A 26,229-nucleotide genomic window follows, 5' to 3' on the forward strand; every position below is an offset into this window, starting at 1 on the left:
GCACTGCCCGCCGGCTTCTGCTCCTGCCTTGTGTCGTCATGCAGTGCGGCGGGCATTGCCCGCCCTACGGCAGCGGTGACGAGTTTTTGATCCAGTCGGTGACGGCTTGCGGGTGTTCGAGGTGCAGGTGGTGGCCGCCGTCCATGTGACTGACTGCGATGTGCGCCACGCAAGCGGCGCGGGTCTGCATCATCGCGTCGGGCAGGTAAGGCGTCGTCGGCTGCGCCAGCAACAGCGCGGTGGGTGCGGTGATGCCGCGCAGCAGCGCGTGCACTTGCGCCTCAGCCATCCGCACGGCGCTGGAACGGGTCAGCCGCGGGTCGCTGCGCCAGCGCCAGCCGCCGTCGGTTTCGAGCAAGCCGCGTTCGACGATCGGTCGTGCCTGTTCGGTGGGCAGGCCACTGGCGATGCTGCGTGCGCTGATCGCCTGGGCGACGTCGCGGAACACCCGCAGCGGCTTGCCGTTGCTCTCGCGTGGCGCCAGCGCGTCATGGAAGCGCTGCAGCGTGTGCGAACCGTCGTCGCCGAGCGGGCCGAGGCCTTCGATCAGCAGCAGGCGCTCGATCCGCTCGGGCCGCGCCGCAGCGACCAGGCTGGCGATGCCGGCACCCAGCGAGTGGCCGAGCAACGCGTAGCGATCCAGCTGCAGCGCGTCGACGGCTGACAGCACCGCCTGCACGTGGTCGACGTAGTGGTAGCTGGCGCCGGCGGGGAGATGGCCGGAATGGCCATGGCCCGGCAGGTCCAGCGCGATCACCCGCCAGTGCGCGGCCAATCGCGGCGCCAGGCGCGCGAAGCTTCCGGCGTTGTCGAGCCAGCCGTGCAGGGCCAGCAGCGGTGGCAACGTGGCCTCGCCCCAGACTTGCGCTGCCAGCGTCGACGCGGGCAGCGCGATGCGCCGCTCGACCGGTTCGGTCATGCGCCGCCTTCCGGCCAGCCACCGAGGTGTCGGTGTATCAGCGCGGCGAGGCCGGCCACCTGTTCGGCGCTGTCGTTCAGTGCGGGGATGTAGCGCAGCGTCTCGCCGCCGGCTTCGGTGAAGAAGTCGCGGTTCTGCATCGCGATCTCCTCCAGCGTCTCCAGGCAGTCCACCGCGAAGCCGGGGCAGGCCACGTCGAGCCTGCGCACGCCGGCGGCAGCGAGCCGGCGCACGGTGGCGTCGGTGTACGGCTGCAGCCAGCGCTCGCGCCCCACTCGCGACTGGAAACTGACGACCATGTCCGCTTCGCCCAGCTGCAACCGTTCGCGCAGCAGTTGCGCGGTGCGCCGGCATTGTTCCGCGTAGGGATCGCCGAGCCGCACGTAGCGCTCGGGAATGCCGTGGAACGACAGCAGCAGTTTCTCGCCGCGGCCGTTGGCCGCCCACCAGCGTTCGATGCTGGTGGCCAGCGCTTCGATGTGGCCGTCGTCGTCGTGGTAATCGTTGACCAGGCGCAGCTCCGGCGGCCAGCGCAGCGTCTTGAGCGCGTCGGCGACGGCGTCGATGACGGAACCGGTGGAGGTCGCCGAGTATTGCGGGTACAGCGGCAGCACCAGCAGCCGGCGCACGCCCTCGCGCTGCAGCTGTTCGGCGGCGCGTATCACCGACGGCTCGCCATAGCGCATCGCCAGTGCCACCCGCAGCGTGCCGGGTTGCCGGCGATCGAACTCGGCCTGCAGCGCCGCGGCCAGCGCCTCGCTGAGGTAGCGCAAGGGTGAGCCGCGTTCGTCCCAGATCCGCGCATAGGCGTGCGCGGAACGTTTCGGCCGCACGCGCAGGATCACCCCGTGCAGGATCGGCCACCACCGCCAGCGCGGGTAATCGATCACCCGGCGGTCACCGAGGAACTCGGCCAGGTAGGGGCGCACGGCGGCGGCGGTCGGCGCGGTCGGCGTGCCCAGGTTGACCAGCAGCACGCCAGCCTGAACGGTGGCCGGTGCGGCCTCGTGGGAATGGCCGGCAACGCCGGTATAGTGATCGGGCAAGGGCATCGTGACAGTCGTGAAGCGGCGCGGTCGTACCGGCCACAAACCGCAGTCTGCCACAAGCACGCCGGCAGCCGACGCCCGACGAAATCATCTCAAGCCTATGGAGCTCCCATGTCCAAGACCATGCTGCCCCACGTGTTGCTGATCGGCCTTGCCCTGCTGCTGCCGCTGACCGCGGCGCACGCTGAGGACCCGCCGCTGGTGCGCGCGACCAATGCGGTGACGGTGCTCAACGAAATCATGCAGGCGCCCGACAAGGCGATTCCGCGCGACCTGCTGCGCGACGCCAGGGCGATCGCGGTGATTCCCGGCATGCTCAAGGTCGGTTTCGTCTTCGGCGGCCGCCGCGGCGAAGGCCTGGTCTCGGTCAAGGCCGCGGACGGCACCTGGTCCAACCCCAGCTTCATCACCATGACCGGCGGCAGCGTGGGTTTCCAGGCCGGCGTGTCGTCCACCGACGTGGTGCTGGTGTTCCGCACTCAGAAGGGCGTCGATTCGATCGTGAACGGCAAGTTCACCCTGGGCGCCGATGCCGCTGCCGCCGCCGGCCCGGTCGGACGCACCGCGCACGCCTCGACCGATGCGCAACTGAAGGCGGAGATCTACTCCTACTCGCGCAGCCGCGGCCTGTTCGCCGGTGTCGCACTGGATGGCGCGGCGCTGCGCATCGACTATGATGCGAATGCCGCCGTGTATGGCACGGGCATCACGCCGCGCCGCATTTTCGAAGGCGGCGTCAGCAACGTTCCTGCGCCGGTCGTGAAGTTCCGCGACCAGCTCGAGGAGTACACTTCGCAATGATGCGGAAGGCCGGCGCGCGCGTCGCGATGGTTTCCGGCCGTCCGTTTTCGAGGTAACACATGAGCATCTGGCATCTCGTAATCCTGCTGGTCGTGGTGGTGGTGATCTTCGGCACCGGCAAGCTGCGCAACATCGGCTCCGACCTCGGCAATGCCATGCGCGATTTCAAGAAGGGACTGAACGGCGACGAGGAAGAAGCCCGGCGCAAGGAAGATGCCGAGCGGCTGCGCGCCGATCCGCCGGCCGGCTCCGCCGACCGGGCGACGCAAGGCCAGCGCGACTCCAGCGACCCGAAGTAAGCCGCGGGCGGCGGGCGGGTTGCGGCGATGATCGAGATCAGCTTCGGCAAGCTGGTACTGCTCGCGCTCATCGCGCTGATCGTGCTCGGCCCGGAAAAACTGCCGGGCGCCGCGCGCACCGCCGGCGCCCTGCTGCGCCGCATGCGCAGCGGCTGGGACAACGTGCGCGCCGAGGTGGAGCGCGAGCTGCAGGTCGAGGAGATCAGGCGCGCCGCACGCGAGGCGGCGGCACAGGCAGAAGCCGCGCAGCAGGAAGTCCGCGACGGCGTGGATCGGATGCGCGAGCCGCTGGCGCGAGCCGTCGATGAAGTCACTGCGGCCGGCGAGTCACTGACCGCGCCGACTCCGGCCGCAGTTTCCGCGGAGGAACCCGCCGAGCCCAACCCGCAGACCGAGTTGCCGCTGGGTGAACCGGCCGCGAACCAGACCGCGGCACCGACCCGCCGGATGGCCCATGGCGACAGCTGAACCGCGCGCGCCGGAGCCGGAGCAGGACGACCTGCAGCAGGGACTTTTCTCGCACCTGCTGGAGTTGCGTTCGCGCCTGCTCAAGGCCAGCGCCACCGTCTTGCTGGTGCTGCTGGCGTTGGTGCCGTTCGCCAACCGGCTGTACACCGAGCTGGCCGCGCCGCTGGTGACGCGCCTGCCCGCGGGCGCACACCTGATCGCCACCGAGGTCGCCAGCCCGTTCGTCACCCCGCTGAAACTGGCGTTCTACGCGGCGTTGTTCATCAGCATGCCGATGATCCTGTACCAGCTTTGGGCGTTCGTCAGCCCCGGCCTGTACAAGAACGAGAAGCGCCTGGCCCGGCCGTTGCTGGCCGCGGCGCTGGTGCTGTTCTACCTTGGCTGCGCGTTCGCATACTTCTTGGTGCTACCAGCGGCGTTCCGCTTCCTCACTGCGATCACCCCGCAGGGCGTGGAGATGATGACCGACATCACCCACTACCTCGACTTCGTGACGCTGATGTTCTTCGCGTTCGGGCTGTGCTTTGAGGTGCCGGTGGCGGTGGTGGTGCTCGCCGCGGTGGGCATCGTGGACGTGGACAAGCTGCGCGCCAGTCGCCGCTACGCCATCGTGGGCGCGTTCGCCGTCGCCGCCTTCATTACCCCGCCGGACATCACCTCGATGATCATGCTGGCGGTGCCGATGTGCCTGCTCTACGAGCTGGGCGTGGTGGCGGTGCGCTGGCTGGTGAAGCCGGGCGCCTCGAAACCCGACACGGCCCGCTAGCGCGTCAGTACAAATCGATCGGGTCGACGTCCAGCGACCAGCGCACCTTGCGTGCGGTCGGCAGTGCGCCCAGCGCCAGTTGCCACGGCCGCAACACGTTGCGCAAGCCCGCGCGGCTGGCCGATTCGATCAGCAACTGGCCGCGCTGGCGCCCGGCGCGCAGCGCCATCGGCGCCGGCATCGGGCCCGCGATCTGCAGCGCCGCGCCGGCGGGCAGCGCGGCATGGGCGGCGGCAAGGAACGCATCGACCGCCTCGCGCGCGGTCGCCTCGGCACGCAGCAGCACCTGGTGGCTGAAGGGTGGCAGCCCGGTCAGCCGGCGCTCGGCCAGCAGCTCGCGCGCCGTGGCCGCGTAGCCGTGGGCGAGCAGGTTGCGCAGCAGCGGGTGGTCGGGCTGGTGCGTCTGCAGCAGCACCTGCCCGGGCTTGCGCGCGCGGCCGGCGCGGCCGGCGACCTGCACCACCAGTTGCGCCAGCCGTTCCTCGGCGCGGAAATCCACGCTGTGCAGGCCCTCGTCCACGCCGACGATCGCGACCAGGGTGAGGTTGGGCAGGTCGTGGCCCTTGGCCAGCATCTGGGTGCCGACCAGGATCGCCGGCTGGGCGTCGTCCAGCGTCGCCAGCATCGTCTCGAGGGCATCCTTGCGCCGGGTGGTTTCGCGATCCACGCGCAGCACCGGCACTCCGGGGAAGTGCGCCAGCAGCGCTTCTTCCAGTCGTTCGGTGCCGTGGCCCTGGGCGGTCAGTTCAACGGCGCCGCAGGCCGGGCACGCCGTGGGCATGCGCTGGCGGCGGTCGCAGTGATGGCAGATCAGCTGGCGCCGCCCCGCGTGCAGGGTCAGCGGGCGCTGGCAGCTCGGGCATTCGGCGTGCCAGCCGCAAGCGTGGCACAGCAGCACCGGCGCATAGCCGCGGCGGTTGCGGAATACCAGCGCCTGCTCGCCGCGCGCGATCGTCTCGGCCACCGCACTCAGCAGCGCCGGCGACAAGCCGTGCTGCAGCCGCTGGGCGCGGATGTCGATGATCTGCACCTGCGGCGCCCGCACCGCGCCGGGGCGCGCGCGCAGGTGCAGCTGGCGGTAGCGGCCGGCCTCGGCGTTGGCCAACGACTCCAGTGACGGCGTGCCCGAGCCCAGCAGCACCGGGACGCCCAGCGCGCGGGCGCGCACCACGGCCAGGTCGCGGGCGTGGTAGCGAAAGCCTTCCTGCTGTTTGTAGGAGGCGTCGTGCTCCTCGTCGACGATGATCAGGCCGGCCTGCGGCAGCGGCGTGAAGATTGCCGAACGCGTGCCCAGGATCACCCGCGCGGTGCCGGCACGGGCACGCAGCCAGGCGCGCGCGCGGTCGCCTTCGGCGAGATTGGAGTGCAGCACCTCCACCGCCACGCCCAGCCGCTCGCGCAGGCGGCGCACGGTCTGCGGCGCCAGGCCGATCTCCGGCACCAGCAGCAGCGCCTGGCGGCCTTGCGCCAGCACCTGCTCGATCAGCGCCAGGTAGACCTCGGTCTTGCCGCTGCCGGTGACGCCATCGAGCAGGAACGGCTGGTACTGGCCGAGGCTGGCCCCGACGGCGGCCACCGCTTGCTGCTGCTCGTCGCTGAGGACGGGAGCCGTCGATGGGGGGGCACGCGGTTCGGTCGGCGGTCGGTCGCGGCGCTCGACCAGGTTGGCAGCGGCGAGGCGCCGGGCGGCCTCGCGCCAGCCGCTCTGGCGCTCGTTGAGCTCCTGCGCGCCGAGCGCGCCGTCAGCCAGCAGAGCCAGCAGGGCGCGGCTGCCGCCACGGCGACTGCCGGCCGCGAGCGCTTCGCGGCCGGTCGCGGTGAGCGCCCAGTATTCCTCGCCGATTGCCGGCAGCGGCCGGGCTTCGCGCAGCGCCAGCGGCAGCGCATTGGTGCAGACCTCGCCCGGCGCGCCCAGCCAGTAGTCGGTGGCCCAGGCCAGCGTCTGCAGCAGTTCGGCGTCGAGCAGGGGGTCGTCGTCCAGCGCCCGCAGCACCGGTTTGAGCCGGGGGCCGTCCAGCGTCGATTCGACACCGCTCTCCACCACCACGCCGACCAGCTTGTCGCGGCCGAACGGCACCAGCACCCGGCTGCCCGGGCGCGGTACATCCCCGGCGGGCGGCAGGTAGTCGAACAGGGTGGGCAGCGGCAGCGGCAGGGCGACGCGAAGAACGGTCGGCATGGGGACCTCGATGGCGTCCGCCAGTGTAACCGAGGGTGCTTTTCGGCCCGCCCCGCCGGCACCCGCAGCGACCCGTCGAGTTGCGTGCACTTGCTGGCCGAAGGTCGAGAAGTTCCGGGTAAGTCGCTATGGCTACGGTGTTTTCATGCTTATCCACAATCGCTGTGGATAACTCTGTGGATGCGGCGGGGAGCGCAGCCCGCGAAGCCCGTCGTGGCGCCTTCCGTGACGGCTTGGCGAGCTTTTCGTCATGAATAAAACCGGATTTTATTCAACGACTTGCAAAACGGGTTCGGTCACCGTTCACAGAATCGACAAATGCCCGTCACATCCTTGCCGGGCGTTGCGGTGCTGTGCAAAACCTCCCCGGGCGCTCATTCCGCCAAGCCCATCGCGGCGGCGCCGAGGATGGCAAACGCCAACAGCCAGCAGTAGCACCAGCCGACCACCAGATACTTCAGCACCGTCATCGGCCAGCCCTGCCGGTAGACGCGCTTCTGCATCACCAGCAGGTAGATCGGCGCCCAGATCCAGAGTGCGTTGATCAGCCAGCCCAGCGGCGTGGAAAGCCAGGGCGCGTGTGGCTCCAGCGCCACCGCCAGCAACTGGAACAGCACCCCCAGCAGCAGGCACAGGAACAGGAAGGCGTGGCTGTGCAGGGCCACGATGAGATGCTCGACGTACAGGCGGCGGCGGAACAGGTACATCACCTTCAGCAGCAGGGCGAACGCCGGCAGCATGAAGAACATCGTCCCCGGCAGGGCGGCGAGCACCTGGCCCAGCAGGCGTGCCTTGACCGCCGAATGATCGCCCGGACCGCGCATGGCGGCGAGGTTGTCGTGCATGCGCTGCAACGACCGGTTCATCCGCGTGTTGAGGAAATCGGGCAGCCAGCTCACGTGGACCGGGTATTTCTGCGCGTCCCAGGCCATGTCCAGCGGATTGTGCCGGGCCGCTTCGGAGGGCGCGCGCGGGGCAGGCAGCGCGGGCAGGTCGGCAACCGTCTGCGGCACCACCGCGGTGGTGTCGCCCAGCTCGATGCGCCGCTGCATCGCCTCGCGGGTCAGTTGCAGGCGCGCCTTGTCCAGTTGCTGCGCGGCCAGCGAACCGACCACCGGGATCTGCTCGGTCGGCGCGAACTGCTTGAGCTGCTTCTTCAGCAGGCGATCCACCTCGGCCGGGGTTTTCGCATCCTGGAAGCTCGCGCCGGCCACGGTCACCTTCATCGGCGTGTCCGCGGCGCCGCCGGTGTCCAGCGCCATCGGCAGCAGGAAGAATGCGGCCAGGCACAACAGGAACATGGTGCGGAACGGCGCCAGGTAGCGCACGCGGCGGCCGGCGAAGTACTCCAGGGTGAGGAAGCCCGGCCGCAGCAGGAGCGGCGGCAAGGTGTGCACCACGCGGCCGTCCCAGTTGGCCACCAGGTCGAGTGTGTCCTCCAGCATGCCGTGCACCGGCCGCAGCACGCTGCGTACCGATTGTCCGCAGGCGTGGCAGAACTCGCCCTGCAGCACGGCGCCGCAATTGGCACAGTGGCTTTCGGTGGGCAAGGTGAGGGCTTGCGGCATCGGGGTCCCCGGGCAACGGCGCCGCCGATCTTCGCACAGGCGGGCCGCGTCGTACCCATGACCGATGGCTCGGGTAAAATGCGCGGCCCTGGAGTCAGATCGTGTCATGAATCCGTTTCGTCCCGAGCGTGCGCGCCTGCGGCATGAGGTGCGCGCCACCGTGCGCCTGGCGCTGCCGCTGATCGCCGCGCAGCTGGCGGCGGTCGGCAGCAACGTGATCGACGCGGTGCTGGCCGGCCACGTCAGCGCGCACGTGCTGGGCGCGGTGGCGGTGGGCGCCAGCATCTGGTCGCTGGCGATCGTCTGCGGCATCGGCATGATGATGGCGGTGCCGCCGTCGGTGGCGCAGCTGGACGGTGCCGGTCGGCGCCATGAGGTCGGCGCGGTGTTCCACCAGGCGCTGTGGCTGGCGCTGGGCATGGGCGCGCTGCTGTGGTTCGCGGTGCGCCATGCGGAGCCGCTGATCGAGCTGATCGGGGTGACGGCGAGCCTGCGCCACGACGTGCAGCGCTTCCTGCTGGCGATCAGCTGGGGCGCGCCGGCGCTGACTTGCTATTTCGCCTTGCGCGGCCTGTCCGAAGGCCTGTCGATGACGCGGCCGTCGATGTACTTCAGCCTCGGCGGGCTGGTGCTGCTGGTGCCGCTGGGCTATGTATTGATGTTCGGCAAGCTGGGCATCCCGCCGCAGGGCGCGCACGGCTGCGGCGTGGCCACCGCGATCGTGCTGTGGCTGGAGTTGCTGGCGTTCGGCATCTACGTGATCTTCCGGCGCAACTACCGCGGGCTGGGCCTGTTCGAGCGTTTCGAGTGGCCGGACCTGCACCGGATCGGCCAACTGGTGCATATCGGGGCACCGATGGCGGTGACGCTGCTGGCTGAGGCCGGATTGTTCGTGGCCACCGCGCTGATCATCGCCACCCTGGGCGAGGACGTGATCGCCAGCCACCAGGTGGCCATCAACATTGCCTCGCTGTTCTTCATGATCCCGCTGGGCCTGGCGATGGCAATCACCGTGCGGGTGGGCAACGCGGTGGGTCGCGGCGACGAGCAGGGGGTGCGCTACGCCGGCTTCTGCGGCATCGGCCTGACGCTCGGGACGCAACTGCTGTCGGCGGCGCTGATGCTGAGCCTGCCGCACTTCATCGCGTCGCTGTATACGCACGACAACCGGGTGATCGCGCTGGCCGCGCAGCTGATCATGCTGGCCGGACTGTTCCAGTTCTCCGATGGCGTCCAGGTCGCCGCCAACGGCGCGCTGCGCGGGTTGAAGGACACCCGCGTGCCGATGGCGATCACCTTGTTCTCGTACTGGGTGGTAGGCATGCCGGTGGGCTGGTGGCTGGCCTTCCACCACGGCATGGGCGCGCGCGGCATGTGGGTCGGCCTGATCGCGGGCCTGTCGGTGGCGGCGGTGATGCTGTTCGTGCGGTTCTGGCGCAGCGCGTGGAAGCAGCGCTGGCGGGCGGCTGCCATGACCGCCGTGGCCCGACCGGTTACGCTTGACGCCTGATCCCCGGGACCCTTTCCATGACTCCACCCCTGCCGCCCCCGTCCCGCCGCCGCAGCGCGCTGCAGCAACTGGGGCACGGTCTCAACGTGGTGCGGCTGATCATCATCAACGTGGTGTTCTTCGCGTTCCTGGCGATCGTGCTCATTCTGGTGGTGGCCGTCACCGCCGCCGACGAGCATGGCGTACTGCCGGGCAGCGTGCTGGTGCTCAAGCCGCAGGGGCAACTGGTCGAGCAATACAGCGCCGCGCCGCTGCAGCGGGCGATGTCGCGGCTCTCCGGCGAAGACGTCAGTCAGGTGCAACTGCGCGATCTGGTCGGCGCGATCGACGCCGCGGCGAAGGATGCGCGGATCAGCCGCATCCTGCTCTTGCCAGGCGATCTGGACAGCAGCGGCTTCGCGGCGTTGCGCGAGGTGGGCGCGGCGCTGGACCGTTTCCGTGCCGCCGGCAAGCCGGTGATCGCCTGGGGCGTCAATCTCGACCAGGGCCAGTATTACCTCGCTGCCCACGCCGACCGGGTGCTGCTCGACCCGCAGGGCGGCGTGATGCTCACCGGGCTGGCCAACTACCGCCTGTTCTACAAGGATCTGCTCGACAAGCTCGGCGTCGACGTGCACCTGTTCCGCGTCGGCGAGTTCAAGAGCGCGGCCGAACCGTACATCCTCGACCACGCCTCGGCCGAGGCGAAGCAGGCCGACAGCTACTGGATGGACGGCTTGTGGGACGGCTACCTCGACGAGGTGGCCGGCCTGCGCAAGATCGACCCGGCCGCGCTGCGCGACGACGTCGACAACCTGCCGCAGCACATCGCCAGCACCCAGGGCGATCTGGCCAAACTGGCGCTGGACCAGCATCTGATCGATGGCACCGCCACCCGCGCCGAGCTGATCGCGATGCTGCGCGGGCAAGGCGTGCCGGCCGGGGAGAAGCAGCGGGGCTTCCGCCAGGTCGATCTGGCGCGCTACGTCGACCACCTGCCGCGCGAGGGCAAGCTGCTCGCGCCCGGCGTGACGGTCGTGGTGGCCGAAGGCGAGATCGTCGGCGGCAAGCGCGCGCCGGGCACGATCGGCGGCGAGTCCACCGCCGCGCTGATCCGCGCCGCGCGCGAGGACCACCGCACCAAGGCATTGGTGCTGCGCGTGAATTCGCCCGGCGGCGAGGTCTACGCCGCCGAGGAAATTCGCCGCGAAGTGGCGCAGACCCGCGCGGCCGGCATCCCGGTGGTGGTGTCGATGGGCAACGTGGCGGCCAGCGGCGGCTACTGGATCTCGATGAACGCCAATCGCATCCTGGCCGAGCCGAACACCATCACCGGCTCGATCGGCATCTTCGGCATGTATTACACGGTGCCCGGCACGCTGGCCAAGCTCGGCATCCACAGCGACGGCGTCGCAACCGGCCCGATGGCCGGAGCCTTCGACATCACCCGCCCGCTCGATCCGAAGGTCGGCACGGTGATCCAGGCCGTCATCGACAAGGGCTACCGCGATTTCGTCGGCAAGGTCGCCGCGGCTCGCGGCAAGACGTACCAGGCCATCGACGCGATCGCGCAGGGCCGCGTGTGGACCGGCCGTCAGGCACTCGAGCGCGGCCTCGTCGACCGGCTCGGCGGGCTGCGCGACGCCGTGATCGAGGCCGCGACGCTGGCCAAGCTCGGCAAGGATTATCCGGTGCGCTACGAGGAGGCCCCGCTGGGCGGTTTCGAGCGCTTCCTGGTCAACCTCAACCACGAGGCCGCCACGCGCGTGTTGCAATCGTGGGGCGTGCGCCTGCCGCGCTGGTTCGCGCAATTGCCCGAGCTGGCGCCGGAGCTTGAGCTTCTGCGCCACGCCAGGGCCGGTACGCCGAACATCTACGCCGACTGCTTGTGCAGTCCGCGCTGAGGCGCGGGCGTTACTGCTGTTGCGCCTCGATCTGCTTGCGCTGCTCCTCGGCGTGCTTGTCGACCAGTTTCTGCACGTCCTTCGCCCGCTGCTCGTCCGCCTTCAGCGCATCGAAGGGCGTGCTGGCGGCAGCGGCGGGCTTGGCCTCCGGCTCGGGCGGCTTGTTCGAACAGGCGGCCAGGGCCAGCACGCAAAGCAGGATCGGCAGCGGCTTCATTGAGCGGTTCTCGGCGAGATGACGCTGCGAGTGTCCCGCCGCGCGACGCGGCAGGCAAGCTGTTGCCGGCAGCCGCGCGCGAGCACGGACACGTTGCTAAGCTGGCGTCATGAACAGCCTCCCGTATAACCGCGCGGACGCGTGGCAACTGCGCGGGCATACCGCCCTGGTGACCGGCGCGAGCAAGGGCATCGGCCTGGCCACGGCGCGCGAACTGGCCGGCCTCGGCGCCGACCTGCTGCTGGTGGCCCGCGACGAAGACTGCCTGGAGCAGGTACGCGTCGAGCTGGCCGAGGACTTCCCCGCAGTGCAGGTGCTCGCCTGTGGCGCCGACCTGGCCGAGGCAGAGGAGCGCTTGGCGGTGTTCGACTGGATTGCCGACCTGGGCGTGCCGCTGTCGCTGCTGGTCAACAATGCCGGCGGCAACCAGAGCGCTGCCACCCTCGATTACAGCGACGAGGCCTGCCACGCGATCTTCGAGCAGAACCTGTTTTCCGCCTTTGCGATGTGCCGGCTGGCCCATCCGCACCTGGTCCAGCACGCCAATGCGGCGATCGTCAACGTCGGCTCGGTCTCGGCGGTCACCCATGTGCGCACCGGCTCGCCCTACGGCATGAGCAAGGCGGCGCTGCACCAGCTCACCCGCAACCTGGCGGCGGAGTGGGCGGTGGACGGCATCCGCGTCAACGCGGTCGCACCCTGGTACATCCGCACCCAGCGCTCGGAGCCCGCGCTGGCCGACCCGGATTACCTGGACGAGGTACTCGACCGCACGCCGCTGCGACGCATCGGCGAGCCCGAGGAGGTCGCCGCCGCGATCGCCTTCCTGTGCCTGCCGGCCGCCGGCTACGTCACCGGCCAGGTGCTGGCGGTGGATGGCGGGTTTCTCTCGTACGGGTTCTGAGCCGCGGAGCGCGGCGGCGGCCTCAGAACTCCGGTTCGTGCTCCTCGGCCACCAGGCCCAGGGTGACCGCGCCTTCGCCGACATTCACCATGCCGGTGATGCTCATCGGGGCTTCCATCAGTTCGACGCTGCTTTCTTCGCACGCCGCGCGCAGCTCGGCGTACCCGGGGAACTGGTCCAGCACGGCCAGGTCCCCGCCGTAGCTGACGCAGACCAACGGCACCAGCAGGCCGGCCCTGACCCGCTTGGCGGCGTAGCCGAACAGGGCTTCGGCGCCCTGCTCGAAGCCGCGCACCTTGCCAACCGGGCCGGTCTCGCCGCGGAAGCAGCGCAGGATCGGCTTGATGTCCAGTGCCGAACCCAGCATCGCGGTGAACAGGCTGACGCTGCGATCGTTCTTCTTCTTGGCACGCGCGCGAATGTAATAAAGGTCGCGCGGCAGCATGTAGCCGTAGGTGTGGTTGGCGAGATCCAGCAACCGCTCGCGGATCGCCGCGGGTGCGGCGCCGGCGGCGATCATGCGGGTGGCCGCGTACACCACCGGCGCGGCGCCGGCGAAGATATTGCGGGTGTCGATCACGCGCATCATGAACGGTCCGGCCACCCCGGCCTGCTCGCGGACCTGGCGGTAGTTTTTCAGGATGGCGAAGCTCGCCTTGTTGACGTTGTCGTTGATCGGGCTGCGCGTGGCGGTGATGGTCAGGCAGAACACGCAGTCCTGTTCCAGCACCAGCTTGCCCAGGAACAACTGCTGCACGTCCTCCACCGGGCAGGGCTCGGTCTCTGCCGAATGGCTGCGGCTGCCCAGCCGGCGAGCGATGAATCGCTGCAATTCGCCGGGCTTGCGATCGTCCATGAACGTTTCGCCGTCGATCTTCACCGTGATCGGCATGACGGCGATGTTGTTCCGTTCCAGGAAGGACTGCGACAGGTCGCAGGCCGCGTCGATTGCCAAGCCCATTCGCATCATGTCGCCCCCGCCATGAGTGACCATCAGAACATAGCACGTAGCCTGCCACACCAAGGCCGTCAGCGGAGCACGTGCGACCTTTTTGCGGTACGGCTGGCCGGGCGGTGGCGCGTCCTGCCCCAGCTTTTCACGGCCGAAATGCCGAAGCGGCCGCGCCAGACGGTTCAACAAAGGCTGAATGACGACGCTTCGCCAAGTGTATGATGTCGGTTCACATAGCGTTATTTGCCTGTTAGTATCGGCGCGGATCGGGAGCTCATGGGTCCGAAATCCATCGGTCTGAGAACAGGTCGGGTTGTACTTCTGGGCTGAGCGGTGCAGGCCCATGACAAAAATCAATTCGGAGGGTGTCGTAATGAAACTTGGGGTCAAGAAACTTTCTTCGGCAGTTCGCCTGGCGCTTTCGCTGGGTGCTGTCATTGCGGTCGGTGCTTCCGGCACGGCCTTCGCCCAGGACACGGGCAACCAGGATGCGGCCAACCAGCCCAGCACCCAGAAGGCACAGACGCTGCAGACGGTGGTGGTCACCGGTTCCAACATTCGCCGTGTCGACCTGGAAACCTCCAACCCGGTGGTTGTCATGGACGCGCAGGAGATCAAGGCCACTGGCGCGCTGACCGTGGGCGACCTGGTGCAGGAACTGCCCTCCGTCACCGGCGGCGTGGTCAACCCGCAGGTCAACAACGCCGGCGGCACCGGCGGCTCCTCGATCGGCCTGCGCGGCCTGGGTTCGCAGCGCACCCTGATCCTTGTCGACGGCCGTCGCGTCGTCAACACCGACCCCAACACGATTCCGGTCGACATGATCGAGCGCGTTGAAGTGCTGACCGACGGCGCGTCCGCCATCTACGGCTCCGACGCAATCGCCGGCGTGGTCAACTTCGTGCTCAAGAAGGACTACCAGGGCGCGCAGTTCTCGGCGACCTACGGCGAGTCCGATCGCAACGACGGCAAGTCCACCGGCTACTCCTTCACGTTCGGTCAGACCGGCGACAAGGGCAGCATCATGGGTGGCATCGACTACAACAAGACCGATGGCGTGGAGGCTTCGAACCGCGACTTCTCGAAGAACTCGGTCTCGATCACCGGCAGCCCGAACAGCGCGATCTACTCGTACATCGGCGGTTCCAGCTTCCCGGCCTACGGCAACATCCAGTTGCCGGCCGCGCTGCAGGCCCAGTACGGCTGCAAGAACGTGGCGCTGAATCCGGGTGCCAGCGGTCAGAACGTCAACACCGACTACCACTGCTTCGGCAACAGCGACAAGTACAACTACGCCACGGTCAACCTGATCCAGACCCCGCAGGAGCGCACCAGCGGCTTCATCAAGGGCACCTACAACCTGACGGATCATGTCGAGGCCTACCTGACCGCGTACCACAACAAGACGACCTCCGGCTTCCAGCTGGCCCCGTCGCTGTTCGGCGTCATCTACGGCGGTTACATCTCCAAGGACAGCTACTACAACCCGTTCGGCGTGGACTTCAACCCGGATGGCAATGACTTCCGCCTGCGCCTGGTGTCCGCCGGCAACCGTTCGGCCAACTTCGGTCTGACCACCGACCAGGTGGCGACGGGCCTGAAGGGTGACTTCACCATCTTCGACCAGAACTGGACCTGGGATGCCGGCTACAACTACGGCCATCTTTCCACGAACACCATCACCCGCGGCCTGCCCAACGTGGACCTGATGAACAAGGACCTCGGTCCGTCGTTCATGGACACCGACGGTGTCGTGAAGTGCGGCACGCCGGGCAACATCATCGCCGGTTGCACCCCGTTCAACCCGTTCAACCAGTTCGATCCGAACTCGGTCGCCGTGCTGCAGAAGATCGCCTCGCCGGCCATCAACAACCAGATCGACATCCAGAAGACCTACTCGGCCAACCTCACCGGCGGTCTGTTCGACCTGCCGGCCGGCACGGTGCAGCTCGCCTTGGGTGCGGAGTACCGCAAGGAGTACACCCACAGCACGATCGATCCGGTGCTGCTGCTCGACCCGGAGACCGGCAACTGCACCTTGGGCAGCCAGTGCAGCTCGCCCCTCCAGGGTGGCTACAACGTGAAGGAAGGCTACGGCGAGCTGTTCATCCCGGTGCTCAGCAACCTGCCGGGCATCCAGGCGCTGAACGTCACCATCGGTGACCGCTACTCCAAGTACAGCACCTTCGGCAGCACCAACAACTTCAAGTTTGCGTTGGAATACCGGCCGATCCAGGACCTGCTGCTGCGTGGCACCGTGTCCGACGTCTTCCGTGCCCCGACCACGTCGGATGTGTTCGGTGCTCCGCTCAGCGACGCACCGAAGCTCAGCAACGATCCCTGCGACGGCATCACCACCGCCGGCAACCCGGCTTGCGTGGGCGTGCCGACCGACGGCACCTTCGTCGACCGCGACGTCGCCCTGGGCCAGCAGAGCAAGGGCATTGCCGCCGGCTCGCAGTACTTCAACTTCCCGCTCGGGCCGGAGCAGGGTCGCTCGTTCGACTTCGGCGCGGTCTACTCGCCGAGCTGGGCCCCGGGCCTGTCGATGAGCGCGGACTACTGGCGCCTGTACCTGACGGACACGATCACTTCGATCGGCGCCCAGACGGTGCTTGACCAGTGCTATGCCGGCAACACCAAGTTCTGCCCGCTGATCACGCGCAAGCCGCTCAGCTCCAACGACCCGGGCCAGATCATCCAGATCGGCGAGCCGACCGGTAACCTGGGCCGTACCGACGCCAGCGGCGTGGACTTCTCGGTGCGCTACAAGCTGCCGCAGTTCAGCTTCGGCAACTTCGTGGTGGGCGTGGACGGCACCTACCTGACCCGTTACGACCAGCAGACGGCGCCGGGTTCGGACGCCAACGTCACCTATCATGACGCCGGTTACTTCGGCTTCTACGGTTCGCCGGAATCGGCTTCCTGCCCGAGCGGTGGCGGCGTCTGCCTGTTCCCGCGCTGGCGCGGCAAGGGCTTCGTGAACTGGAACCTGGGCAACTGGGATGCGTCCTGGCGCATGCGTTACATCGGTGGGTTCCAGATGGGCCGCGCAGTCCCGGGCTACGCCGCTTCGCCGATCCCGAGCTACCCCAACTACGTGATGAAGTTCGGTTCGACGATCTACAGCGACGTGTCGATCGGCTACAACATCGAGCCGCTCAACACCCGCGTGTCGTTCGGCGTGAACAACGTCGCCGACAAGCAGCCGCCGTTCCTGTATGCGAACAACACGCTCAACGCCAACACCGACCCCAGCGACTTCGACCTGCAGGGTCGCTACTTCTGGGGCCGCGTGGAAGTGAAGTTCTGATCGTTCGCGTCGGCTTCGGCTGACAACGTTGCAACGAGCCGCGCAGGGTTCCTGCGCGGCTCTTTTTTTGGTGCCATCGTGACCAACCAAGACATCATCGCTGCTCTGCAAACCGGCCGTCCGGACGTCGCCGAAGCGTTGTGCCGCCAGGCGCTGGCGCAAGGCGGAGACGACCCTGACACCTTGTTCCTGCTGGCTCTCGCGCTGTCGCATCAGAACAGGCGGGCCGACGCCCTGCCGGTCTACGCCCGGCTGGTGGAGCTGTGCCCCGGGGACGCGGTCCACTGGGGCAACTACGCCACCGTGCTGCGCCAGGACGGACAGCTGGCCGAGGCGGCGCGTGCCGTCGACATGGCGCTGCGGCTGGCGCCGGACAATGCGGAGCAATGGATCAACCGCGGTCTGCTGCAGTTCCACGACCGGGACTTCCTGGCGGCGCGGGACTCCCTGCTCAAGGCCACGGTGCTGGCGCCGGACTCGGTCGCGGCACGCATCCATGCCGCGCGCGCCTGCGCGGTCTGCCGCGATTACCGGGCCGACCAGCTCACCGAGCACTGGCGCGAGTGGATGCCCCTGGACGACGAGCTGCAGGCCCAACTGGCGGATCTCAAACTGGTCATGGGCGATGCCAACGCGTCGCGGGTGCTGCTGGAAGACCTTTGCGCCCGCTCCACGCCCTCACTGGGCGCGCGGTTGCTGCTGGCGGCGGTCTACGAGCGGGTCAACCAGCTCGACCGCTCGCGCGCCGTGATGCAGGAGATCAGCGCTCAGGCCGGGAAGCTCGACGACGCCCAGCGACGCGACCTTGCCCATCTGTCCGCCGCACTGGAGGCGCGCAGCGGCAATCATGCCGGCGCGCGCGAGCTGCTGGAGCAGACCGGTCCGCGCCACGACTACGATTTCGCGCACTATTTCGCGCTCGCCGAGGCTTGCGACAAGCTCGGTGACGTCGAGGCCACCCTGGCTGCGCTGGCCGAGGCGCATGCCCTTCAGGTAGAGGAGCTGAAGCAGGCGGTGCCGGCGCGATTCGAACCCGGCGCACCGCTTCTGCCGGCTGCCGTCGCCCGCGTGACGCGGGAGGATTACCAGCGCTGGCCACACCTGTCCGCCCCGGAGTCGAAGGACTCGCCCGTATTCATCGTCGGCTTCCCGCGCTCCGGCACCACCCTGCTCGAGCAGATGCTGGATGCCCATCCGACCTTGCAGTCGATGGACGAGCGGCCGTTCTTCAACCTGCTCGCCGACCAACTCGCGGACCATGGCCTGCACATGCCCGCCGATATTGCCCGGCTCGACCAGCATGCCTGCGACGAACTGCGCAAGGGCTACGTCTCCATGGTGTGCTCGAAGATCGCCCGGCGCTGGGACAGTCGCCTGGTCGACAAGAACCCGTTGAACATGCTGTGGCTGCCGATGATCCACCGCCTGTTCCCGCAAGCACGGTTCATCCTGGCCCTGCGCCATCCCTGCGACGTGCTGATCAGCAACTACATGCAGAACTATCGTGCCAGCGTGCTGGCGGCGGCCGGTGCCTCACTTGAGCGCCTGGCACAGGCCTACGTCGAGGCGATGCAGTCGTGGCTTCACCACGTCGAGGTTTTCCAGCCTTCGGTGCTGGTCTCGCGCTACGAGGACCTGGTGGCCGATCCGGCGACGCAGACGCAACGCATCGGCGATTTCCTTGGCCTGGACGATGCCTCGCCGCTGCTCGATTTCGACAGGCACGCACGACAGAAGGGTTACATCGCCACACCCAGCTACACGCAGGTGATCCAGCCGGTCAACCGCAAGGGGCTGGGGCGCTGGTTGCGCTACGGCGAGGCGCTGGCGCCGGCCCAGGCGATCCTGCAGCCCATGCTCGACCACTGGGGCTACACGACGGAAGGCGGTCACTGAGCCGCATCCGCGGTCCGCGAAAAGAAGCACGCCCGTGGCTTTCGATCGCAGGTCCGGCGCGTGCACGCTCGTGCCCGCCCGAATCAGGCGCGCTGGCCTCGCGGCGGATGCCGTGCCGTTTCGGTGCAGGCTCAGTCCTCGGCGATCTGCATGAGCTCGGGCAGGAACGGCGCGTAACAGCGCCACCGATCGACCGAGCGCGTGTGGACCGGCTGGCGCGCCTGCCACAGGCTGGCGGTGCTGATCGCATGATCGTGGTCGGTGGATGCGGCCGGTGATCGCGGCAAGCCGAGCCATTGCGCCAGTCCGGCCAGGGACGTCGCCGGGTCCGCCGCCAGTTCCTCGTAGCGGATCGTTCGCACAGCGTGCGGGTAGCGTGCCTGCCAGCCGGCCATCAATTGACGCGCGCCGCGGATGTAGGCCGCGATGTCGGCGAAGTCGCAGGAGAAATCCAGGCTGCGGTCGTGGAATGACTGCATCCACAGCGACAGCGCGATGTCGCGCGCGCGACGCTGGCACTGGATGATCCTCGCGTTCGGGAACAAGGAAAGAATCAGGTCGACATGCAGGAAGTTGCGCGGCTGCTTGTCGATGAACCAGCGCGCCGCGGGCGCATCGTCCTGGCGCAGCTGTGCGGCGTATGTCGCTGCGGCGTCAGCCAGTCGTTGCCGATAATCCCCGCCCTCCGTGCCGTCGATCCGTTCGGCCAGCGCGGGCAGCCACGGCGATTCGCCGCGATGGCAGACCAGCGCATGCTCCGCCAGCTGTCGCGCCACCAGGGTGGTACCCGAACGCGGTACTCCGACGATGAACACGGGCGTCCAGCCCGGCTCGGGCTCAAGGGTGACCGCGGGCAGCCGACGCTTGCGCCGAACTTCGATGCTCCGCGCCCACCGCTTGCGCGACCAGTGCGCCTTGGCCGCGGCGCGGGCGTTGGCATCGCGCAGGAAGTGCGCCGCTTGGGCGTACTCGCCGATGTCGTCATGGGCCTTGCCCAGCGCAAACAGCAGCGACGTGCGGGCGTCGTCGTTCAACGGCGCGGCCAGGTAGCGGCGAAACAGGGCAAAGTCAGGATGACCGGCATCGGCATAGCGTTGCAGCCCCGCCAGCCCCTGCGGCACGTGCCAGTCGGGAGCCTGCGGGCTGTTTGCCGCCACGAAGGCATAGCGCTCGCGCGCCACGTCGAAGCGGCCCAGTTGCGCCTGCAGCATGCCGGCGTAGGCATGCAGCCGCGGATCGGCATTACCGGCCGCGATCTCCACCTCGGCAAGGTCCGCCGCATCGTGCTTGCGCCCGCAGTCGTCCAGCAACTCGATGGCCTGGATGCGCTGTTCGAGGTCGCCTCCGGACGCAGGGAACGCACCGCGCATCACGTCGGCGACCGCGCGCATGCGGCCCTGGCCCTTCAGCAGCCGCGCCAGCGTGAAACTGCTGGCCAACTGCGCCGAGGGTTCCGCCAGCAGCGCCCGCAGCAGCTCTTCGGCGGCGCGGGCGTCGCCACGCTGGAGCAGCAGGCCCGCCTGCGCCTGACGCAATGCAGTGGAGCGGGGATGGGCCTGCAGTGCATGCTGCAGCATGTTCCACGTGCAGTGGTCGCGTTCCAGCATCAGGCGCTGGATCAGCGCCAGCCACTCGGCGTCGGTGGCGTCAGTCCAGGCCTGGAGCAGCAGCTTGCCGTCGTCCGGCGTCGATGCGGCCCGCCGCAGATGTTCGGTCAAGGCCTGTTCGCGCCGGGCGGCGACTGAACCGGGCTTGTCGGTCGCGCTCATCCCGGCTCAGTGGACCGCGGACTTCCACGGCGCCAATCCGAGCGCCCGGCGCAGCGGATCGAGCAGCTCGGCGTAAGCCGCGGTGTGCGCGGTGTCGCGCCGCAGCGGCTGACGCACCTGGCTGGCGCTGGGCGAGCGCACCTCGCGGCTGCTTTCGTGGAAGCGTTCGCAAGCCTCCTCGTAGGGCAGGTCGCAGAAATCCAGCAGCGCGCGGATATGCTGCGGCGGATCGGCCTGCAGATCCTCGTGGCGGAACTCCAGCACGTGCTGCGGATGCAGCCGCTGCCAATGCGTGAGGCTGCGATCGAAATCGCCCCAGAAGCTGGCCAGATCGTCGAAGTCGCGGGTGTACTCGTTGTTCTCCAGGCGTTGCCGGTAGCACGAGAAGCAGGTCTCGAGCGGATCGCGCCGACAGCCGATGATGCGTGCCTGCGGCAGCATGGCGCGGATCGCGCCGGCATAGATCCAGTTGCTGGGGAGCTTGTCGGTGAACATCGGACGATGGCGCCGCCAGTGTGCGGTCCGCTCGAGGTAACGCTGGCCCAGTCGCTGCCAGTCGGCCGGCTGCATGGCTTTCACCCACTGCGGGAAAGGTTGTCCGCGCCGACGCGATTCCTCGGCCAGCACCTGCGGGAGGTCGGACAGCTCGCCGGCGCCCTCCACCCGGGAATGCGAGGCGAGGATCTGCTCGACCAGGGTGGAGCCGGAGCGCGGCAGGCCGACGATGAAGATCACCTCCCTTCCCAGCTCGCCGGGCGCGCCTTCGGGCGGCGGGTCGAACGCCTGGTTGAGCGCCGTCACGCTGGCGGAGAACGCGCCGCGATCCCAGTGCCGGCGGCGTCGCGCCAGGTTGTTGGCCTGCTCGATGGCCCGCAGGGCGGCTGCCGGGTGACCATGATCGTGCAGCGCGGCGGCCAGCGCGAAGCCGGTCGCGATCAGGTCGTCGTCGCTGTTGCACCGGTCCTGCAGCGTCGCCTGCATGCTGGCGATGTCTTCCTCGCTGAACTGGCCGCTGCGCAGGTCGGCCAGGCCCCACCATGCCATGCCCGCGCCGGGGTTCTCGGCCAGCACGCGCCGATACTCGGCCGCGGCCTCGTCAGCACGACCCTGCATGCGCAGGATGTCGGCAAGCAGCGCACGTGCCTGCATGTGGCGTGGTTCCAGCTCCACTGCGCGTTGCAGCGCCGCGGTGGCCTCGTCGTTGCGCACCGAGCGCGTCAGCATCACGCCCAGGTTGTACCAGGCCATGCCCAGCGTCGGCTGCAGCTCGCAGCTGCGCCGCAGCGATTCGATTGCCGCGTCGTAATCGCCCGCCTGGCCTTGCAGGCTGCCCAGCGTGTTGTGGTAGACCGGGTCGTCGGGCCGCATGGCCATGGCGTCGCGCATGACGGCGATGGCGTCGCGGTGCTGACCGCGCATGCCGAGGATGCCGGCGTGCATGCGCAGGATTTCCGGATGGTGCGCCTCGTTGCGCTCGATGCCCGCCAATTGCCGCATCGCCTCCTCCACGCGTCCCGCGTCGAGCGACTCACCCGCCGCGACGACGCGGCGGGCGGTGGTCGGGGTAAGTCCATCCAGCCGCGTTGCCATGCTTTCTCCACGATCCGGTTTGGGTGAGCCGTGGCCGAAGGCGCGTCCGGCGCAGTCCGGCTGCCACCATCGAGCGGCAATGAACGCGTATTATGCCCGTTTGGCTCCCGCCCGTGCTGGCGCACGGCAGCACTCCAAGGCACTGTTCCATGGACATGACCCACCCGCTGACTCCCGAAGCCTGCCGCCGCGCCGCCCACGAGCGGTTGCAACGGCGTGACCCGGAAACGGCCGAGCAGTTCTTCCGTCACCTGCTGGAACTGCTGCCGCACGATGTCGAGGCGCTCAGTTTCCTGGCCAGCCGCCATTACGCGCGCGGCGAGCTGGTTCCGGCGAGGGATCTGTCATTGCACGCTGTCGCGCGGGAACCGGAGCGGGTCGACCTGTTGCAGCTGCTGGGGGCAGTGCAACTGGCCAATGGCGATTTCGGCGACGCCGCCGGCACGCTGCAGCGCAGCCTGCAACTGGCGCCGCAGGCATTTGTCGCGCGGCTGCAGCTGGGCGTGGCCCAGGAACAGCTCGGGCGCGCGCACGATGCGCTGGTGACCTGGTACACCGCCATCCGCACGGCGCAGAACCAGGGCCGCTGGACGAACGACCAGACCACCGCACCGGCCGTGCGCGAGCTGGTGAAGTACGCCATCAACTACGTGAACCGCGAACGTCGCCGCTTGTTCAGCGAGGTGCTGGAGCCGCTGCGCGATCGTTACGGCGCGTCGGAGCTGACCCGCGTCGAGCAAAGCCTTTCGATCTATCTTGGCGAGCAGCCGGCGAACATCCCCGACGCCCGCCAGCAGCCGAAATTCCTCTACTTCGCCGGCGTGCCGAGCCAGCCCTACTACGAGCGCTCGCGTTTCCCGTGGCTGGAAGCGCTCGAGCAGGCAACCGGCGATATTCGGGGCGAACTGGAAGAGCAGCTGGGCGCAGCGCGCGATCTCGAACCCTTCCTGGGCACATCCGCCGGCCCGGCGACCGGCGAGATGCTGAAGTCGTGGGGCAAGGACGAGGCGGCGTGGGACGCGTACTTCTTCTATCGCCACGGCAAGCGCTACGACGACCATTGCGCGGCTTGCCCGATCACCGCCGGCATCCTCGACCGGTTGCCGCTGGTCCGCATCCGCGACCACGCGCCGGAGACGCTGTTCTCGGTGCTGCGGCCTGGCACGCACATCCTGCCGCATCGCGGGGTCACCAACACCCGGCTGGTCACCCATCTGCCGCTGATCGTGCCGGACCATTGCGCCATCAACGTCGGTGGCCAGGAGCATGTCTGGCAGCCCGGCAAGTGCGTGACGTTCGACGACACCTTCCTCCACGAGGCGTGGAACCGCAGCGGCGAAACCCGCGTGGTGCTGATCCTGGACAGCTGGAACCCCGACCTGAGCGAGGCCGAGCGGGCCGCGGTGACCGACCTGGTCGAGGCGATCAGCGATTTCAACAACGCCACCGCCCCGCCCGCGCAAGCCTGATGGGGTCCGGCCGCCCGGGCCGGCGCAGAGCCGGCCGGGTGGGCGAAGGCGTGCTTACTTCGCGCCGGGGAAGGTCAGGCTGAGTCCCTCGCCCTGCACGGTGGAAACCCAGTCGATCACGATGCCGCGCGCGCGCTGGGCGCTGGCGGGGTCGAAATGCACTTCCAGTCCGTTGGACTGCGTCACCACGTCATGTTCGCCGGCCGGTGCCAGCTGGAAGCCGGCGCCGTGATCCGGGCCGATTTCCAGGTGCAGGACCATGCCTTGCGCATTGGCCGTGCCCTGGCGGATCGCCTCGGCGGCGGCATCGGTGATGGTGATTTCCGGCGGGGTGCGATCCGGTGCCGGCATGCCGAACACCGCATGCAGCTCGCCGCTGCGGTACATCTGGCTGATGATGTCGGCGCCGCCGATCAGCTCGCCGCCGACGTACAGCTGCGGGATCGTGGGCCACTCGCCGTAGAGCTTGATGCCCTCGCGGATCTCCGGGTCGTCCAGCACGTTGACCGTGTGGTACTCCGGCAGCAGCTCGTTGAGCGTGTTGGTCGCGGCGGCGGAGAAACCGCACATCGGCTGGTGGCGGTCGCCTTTCATGAACAGCACCACGCGGTGCTCCTTGAGCAGGCTCTCGATGCGTTCGCGGGTGGTGTTGTCCAGTGACATGCAGGGCTCCGGGTAAAGGGACAAATGATACGCCGTGGAGATGACGGCGCGCAGCGAAGCTTTCAAGGTGGCCGCGACAGCGCCGCGCGCGCGGCCGGCGCGATCGCATCTGCCCAAAGCGCGTACTGCTCCGCCGACGGATGCAGGCCGTCCGCGGCGACCAGCTCCGGATGCCGGCGCGAGATCGGGGTGATGTCGACAAAGCGGACGCCGCGGCTTGCCGCCAGGCCGCGGGCACGCGCGTTGAAATCGTCCAGTTCGCGGGCGATCCGCGCCGCATCGCGGCCTTGTTCGCGCGCAAAGGGGGTGACGCCCCAATCGGGGATGGAGACCACCAGCGTCCGCGCGACGCGCCCGCCGGCCAGCGCGATGGCGCGTTCGAGCAAGGCGGCGAACTGCGCCGCGTATTCATCGAGGCTGCGGCCGCGATACTGGTTGTTGACGCCGATCTGCAGGGTGACCAGATCGTAGGGCGGCGCCAGCGCGGCCTGATCCATGCCTCGTGCCAGCTCGTCGGTGGTCCAGCCGGTGACGGCCACGAGGCATGGCTCGTCGACCGCCGCGCCGCCGCGGCGCAGCTGCTGCGCCAGCACCGCGGGCCAGCACGCGTTCGCGGCCACGGCTTCGCCGACGGTGTAGGAATCGCCGAGCGCGAGGTGACGCAGCGGCGAGCGGGATGCGGGCATCGACAAGCCTCAGGCCGCGACGACGGCGTTGTCCGCCTGTTCGCGCGCCATCCGCTGCAGCACCTGCTCGATCCGCACGAACACCTCGTGCAGCTGCGCGGGCGGCGGCAGCAGGGTCAGCCGGAAGTGGCGGCTGCGCGACACGTTGAAGCTGCTGCCGGGCACCACCAGCACCGACTCCTCTTCGAGCAGGCGCAGGGCGAAGGATTCGTCGTCGAACTGCGGGATGCGTTCGGCGCGCACCGCGGGGAACGCATACAACGCGCCGGCCGGCGCCACCAGGTCGAGGTGTTCGCTGGCGACGACTCCCTGCAGCACCGCCGCGCGCGCCTCGTGCAGGCGCCCGCCCGGCGCGGTCAGGGCGCCGATCGTCGGCGCGTCCTGCAAGGCGGGCGGCACCGCCCACTGCGCGGTCACGTTGGCGCACAGGCGCAATGCGGCCAGCAGTTGCAGCGCGTCGCGATACACCGACGTTCCCGCGGGCGCGCCGGACAGGCTCATCCAGCCGACCCGATAGCCGCAGGCGCGATGCACCTTGCTGAGCCCGCCGAAGCTCAGGCAGGGCAGTTCGCCGGCGACTTCCGCCAGTGGCTGGAAGTGCGCGCCGTCGTAGAGGATCTCGTCGTAGATTTCATCGGCGAGCAGCAACAGGCCGTGCCGCGCTGCGACTTCGGCCAGCCGCTGCAGCAGCTCGCGCGGATAGACCGCGCCGGTCGGGTTGTTGGGGTTGATGAGTACCAGCGCGCGGGTGCGCGGGGTGACCAGCGCCTCCACCTCGTCCGGGTCGGGCAGGTGGCCGCGGCTGGCCGGGCAGCGGTAGTACTGCGGCCGTCCGCCGTTGAGGATGGTGGCCGCGCTCCACAGCGGGTAGTCCGGGCTCGGCAGCAGCACCTCGTCGCCGGGCTGCAGCAGAGCCCGCAAAGCCAGGTCGATCAGTTCGCTGACCCCGTTGCCGATGAAGATGCGCTCGGGCTGCACGTGCCGCGCTCCGCGGCTGCGTTGCTGCGCGGCGATCGCCTCGCGCGCCGCTTCCAGTCCCTGCTCGTGGCCGTAGGCGTCGCTCTCGTGCAGGTGGCTGGCGATCGCCTCGCGCAGGTGCGCCGGCGCCTCGAAGCCGTAGCGGCCGGGGTTGCCGATATTCAGCTTGATGATGTCGCGTCCGGCGGATTCCAGCTCGCGGGCACGGCGGGTCAGCGCACCGCGGATCTCGTAGCGCACGTCTGCCAGGTGCGCACTGGGGATGATCGGAGCCAACGCCTGGGTTCCTTTGCGGGTGGGAAACGGCGCGAACGCCGGCGACGTGGATGCTAGCAGCGTGATGCAGTGCA

The 26,229-nt window shown here is 68.8% G+C and carries 20 protein-coding genes and 1 pseudogene; 10 read left to right on the forward strand and 11 right to left on the reverse strand.

The features are described 5' to 3' along the window. Positions 1-64: 64 nt before the first annotated feature. Together ACVCMI_RS03140 and hemH are read right to left on the reverse strand one after the other, a co-directional pair. Positions 65-919, reverse strand: a complete 855-nt coding sequence (locus ACVCMI_RS03140) for an alpha/beta fold hydrolase (protein WP_447097473.1) — start codon at positions 917-919, stop codon at positions 65-67. Further along, positions 916-1,971 carry a ferrochelatase gene (gene hemH / locus ACVCMI_RS03145; protein ID WP_447097472.1) on the reverse strand — a complete coding sequence of 352 codons (1,056 nt, stop codon included), beginning with the start codon at positions 1,969-1,971 and terminating at the stop codon, positions 916-918. The genes ACVCMI_RS03140 and hemH overlap by 4 nt, the downstream gene beginning before the upstream one ends. 108 nt (positions 1,972-2,079) lie before the next feature. Here hemH and ACVCMI_RS03150 point away from each other — a divergent pair, with 108 nt between their 5' ends. From ACVCMI_RS03150 to tatC, 4 genes are read left to right on the forward strand one after another with little or no spacing between them, the layout of a single operon-like run. Next, positions 2,080-2,769 (forward strand): lipid-binding SYLF domain-containing protein, encoded by a 690-nt coding sequence (locus tag ACVCMI_RS03150; RefSeq protein ID WP_447097471.1) that lies wholly within the window; start codon positions 2,080-2,082, stop codon positions 2,767-2,769. 59 nt (positions 2,770-2,828) lie between these two features. Next, the gene (tatA, locus tag ACVCMI_RS03155; protein ID WP_447097470.1) at positions 2,829-3,068 is read left to right on the forward strand and encodes a twin-arginine translocase TatA/TatE family subunit; all 240 of its coding nucleotides are present in this window, start codon (positions 2,829-2,831) and stop codon (positions 3,066-3,068) included. A 27-nt stretch (positions 3,069-3,095) separates the two neighbouring features. Beyond that, a complete protein-coding gene (gene tatB / locus ACVCMI_RS03160; RefSeq protein ID WP_447097469.1) occupies positions 3,096-3,536 on the forward strand; it encodes a Sec-independent protein translocase protein TatB in 441 nt (146 codons plus the stop codon). Then, complete coding sequence (gene tatC / locus ACVCMI_RS03165) at positions 3,523-4,302, forward strand: twin-arginine translocase subunit TatC (protein ID WP_447097468.1); 780 nt, start codon at positions 3,523-3,525, stop codon at positions 4,300-4,302. Before tatB ends, tatC begins: the two co-directional genes overlap by 14 nt. Before the next feature lie 4 nt (positions 4,303-4,306). Here tatC and ACVCMI_RS03170 read toward each other — a convergent pair whose 3' ends face one another. Both ACVCMI_RS03170 and ACVCMI_RS03175 read right to left on the reverse strand, forming a co-directional pair. Further along, the gene (locus ACVCMI_RS03170; RefSeq protein WP_447097467.1) at positions 4,307-6,481 is read right to left on the reverse strand and encodes a primosomal protein N'; all 2,175 of its coding nucleotides are present in this window, start codon (positions 6,479-6,481) and stop codon (positions 4,307-4,309) included. Between the two features lie 374 nt (positions 6,482-6,855). After that, complete coding sequence (locus ACVCMI_RS03175; protein ID WP_447097466.1) at positions 6,856-8,049, reverse strand: DUF3667 domain-containing protein; 1,194 nt, start codon at positions 8,047-8,049, stop codon at positions 6,856-6,858. 106 nt (positions 8,050-8,155) lie between these two features. On the opposite strand from ACVCMI_RS03175, the gene ACVCMI_RS03180 reads away from it, so the two are divergent. Together ACVCMI_RS03180 and sppA are read left to right on the forward strand one after the other, a co-directional pair. Beyond that, positions 8,156-9,559 (forward strand): MATE family efflux transporter, encoded by a 1,404-nt coding sequence (locus ACVCMI_RS03180; RefSeq protein ID WP_395121075.1) that lies wholly within the window; start codon positions 8,156-8,158, stop codon positions 9,557-9,559. Positions 9,560-9,576: 17 nt separating this feature from the next. After that, positions 9,577-11,442 (forward strand): signal peptide peptidase SppA, encoded by a 1,866-nt coding sequence (gene sppA, locus ACVCMI_RS03185; protein WP_447097465.1) that lies wholly within the window; start codon positions 9,577-9,579, stop codon positions 11,440-11,442. Positions 11,443-11,452: 10 nt separating this feature from the next. Here the strand turns inward: sppA and ACVCMI_RS03190 are convergent, their stop codons facing one another. After that, on the reverse strand, positions 11,453-11,659 hold the full coding sequence (locus tag ACVCMI_RS03190) for a hypothetical protein (protein WP_395121077.1): 207 nt from the start codon (positions 11,657-11,659) through the stop codon (positions 11,453-11,455). Positions 11,660-11,768: 109 nt separating this feature from the next. On the opposite strand from ACVCMI_RS03190, the gene ACVCMI_RS03195 reads away from it, so the two are divergent. Beyond that, complete coding sequence (locus tag ACVCMI_RS03195) at positions 11,769-12,563, forward strand: SDR family oxidoreductase (protein WP_447097464.1); 795 nt, start codon at positions 11,769-11,771, stop codon at positions 12,561-12,563. Positions 12,564-12,585: 22 nt separating this feature from the next. Here ACVCMI_RS03195 and ACVCMI_RS03200 read toward each other — a convergent pair whose 3' ends face one another. Continuing rightward, positions 12,586-13,530: a DegV family protein gene (locus ACVCMI_RS03200; protein ID WP_447099494.1), complete on the reverse strand. Its 945-nt coding sequence runs from the start codon at positions 13,528-13,530 to the stop codon at positions 12,586-12,588. Positions 13,531-13,888: 358 nt separating this feature from the next. Here ACVCMI_RS03200 and ACVCMI_RS03205 point away from each other — a divergent pair, with 358 nt between their 5' ends. Continuing rightward, positions 13,889-16,828, forward strand: a complete 2,940-nt coding sequence (locus ACVCMI_RS03205) for a TonB-dependent receptor plug domain-containing protein (protein ID WP_447097463.1) — start codon at positions 13,889-13,891, stop codon at positions 16,826-16,828. Positions 16,829-16,906: 78 nt separating this feature from the next. After that, positions 16,907-18,724: a sulfotransferase gene (locus ACVCMI_RS03210; protein WP_447097462.1), complete on the forward strand. Its 1,818-nt coding sequence runs from the start codon at positions 16,907-16,909 to the stop codon at positions 18,722-18,724. A gap of 131 nt (positions 18,725-18,855) precedes the next feature. Here ACVCMI_RS03210 and ACVCMI_RS03215 read toward each other — a convergent pair whose 3' ends face one another. Next, complete coding sequence (locus ACVCMI_RS03215) at positions 18,856-20,493, reverse strand: tetratricopeptide repeat-containing sulfotransferase family protein (RefSeq protein WP_447097461.1); 1,638 nt, start codon at positions 20,491-20,493, stop codon at positions 18,856-18,858. 6 nt (positions 20,494-20,499) lie between these two features. Then, entirely contained in the window at positions 20,500-22,083 is a 1,584-nt protein-coding gene (locus ACVCMI_RS03220; RefSeq protein WP_447097460.1) for a tetratricopeptide repeat-containing sulfotransferase family protein, read from the reverse strand. Between the two features lie 149 nt (positions 22,084-22,232). Here ACVCMI_RS03220 and ACVCMI_RS03225 point away from each other — a divergent pair, with 149 nt between their 5' ends. After that, positions 22,233-23,552 (forward strand): aspartyl/asparaginyl beta-hydroxylase domain-containing protein, encoded by a 1,320-nt coding sequence (locus ACVCMI_RS03225; RefSeq protein WP_447110618.1) that lies wholly within the window; start codon positions 22,233-22,235, stop codon positions 23,550-23,552. A gap of 60 nt (positions 23,553-23,612) precedes the next feature. Here the strand turns inward: ACVCMI_RS03225 and grxD are convergent. The 3 genes and pseudogenes from grxD to ACVCMI_RS03240 form a co-directional block, all read right to left on the reverse strand. Beyond that, a pseudogene (grxD, locus tag ACVCMI_RS03230) lies at positions 23,613-24,215 on the reverse strand (Grx4 family monothiol glutaredoxin); the annotation flags it as partial. 62 nt (positions 24,216-24,277) lie between these two features. Beyond that, on the reverse strand, positions 24,278-24,901 hold the full coding sequence (locus ACVCMI_RS03235; RefSeq protein WP_447097458.1) for an SGNH/GDSL hydrolase family protein: 624 nt from the start codon (positions 24,899-24,901) through the stop codon (positions 24,278-24,280). Positions 24,902-24,910: 9 nt separating this feature from the next. Further along, positions 24,911-26,155 (reverse strand): aminotransferase class I/II-fold pyridoxal phosphate-dependent enzyme, encoded by a 1,245-nt coding sequence (locus tag ACVCMI_RS03240; RefSeq protein ID WP_447097457.1) that lies wholly within the window; start codon positions 26,153-26,155, stop codon positions 24,911-24,913. Between the last annotated feature and the right edge of the window lie 74 nt (positions 26,156-26,229).

Source organism: Rhodanobacter sp. UC4448_H15 (assembly GCF_052978265.1).